This window comes from Pseudomonas sp. HY13-MNA-CIBAN-0226, assembly GCF_040310305.1.
Taxonomy (GTDB): domain Bacteria; phylum Pseudomonadota; class Gammaproteobacteria; order Pseudomonadales; family Pseudomonadaceae; genus Aquipseudomonas; species Aquipseudomonas gregormendelii.
Window position 1 is genome coordinate 1 of the sequence record NZ_JBEOPS010000295.1, and the last position, 268, is coordinate 268.

The following is a 268-nucleotide window of genomic DNA, read 5'->3' on the forward strand; positions in this document are numbered from 1 at the left end:
GTTTTGGAGTGCAATGGGGCAGCGAAGCGGGTGGCTTAACGCAGTTTAACAACATTGGCCCAACCATTGGTGAAGTCGGCGCTGGAGTCTGGTCTGCACGTGAAGAGGATGGCACTAGCGTGACGACTATTGATGGTAATGGTAATCCGGTAACGACAACTAATCCAACTTCAGACGGTGACTATACCTTGATCGCCCAAGCATTAGGCAAAGTGAATGGTATGGCGTGGGGCGTGACCACAGGTAACTTTGCGGCGTTGATCCAAGC

General features: G+C 51.9%; 1 pseudogene. It reads left to right on the forward strand.

The features are described from left to right. Nucleotides 1-268, forward strand: a pseudogene (locus AAEZ05_RS28815) (hypothetical protein); the annotation flags it as partial.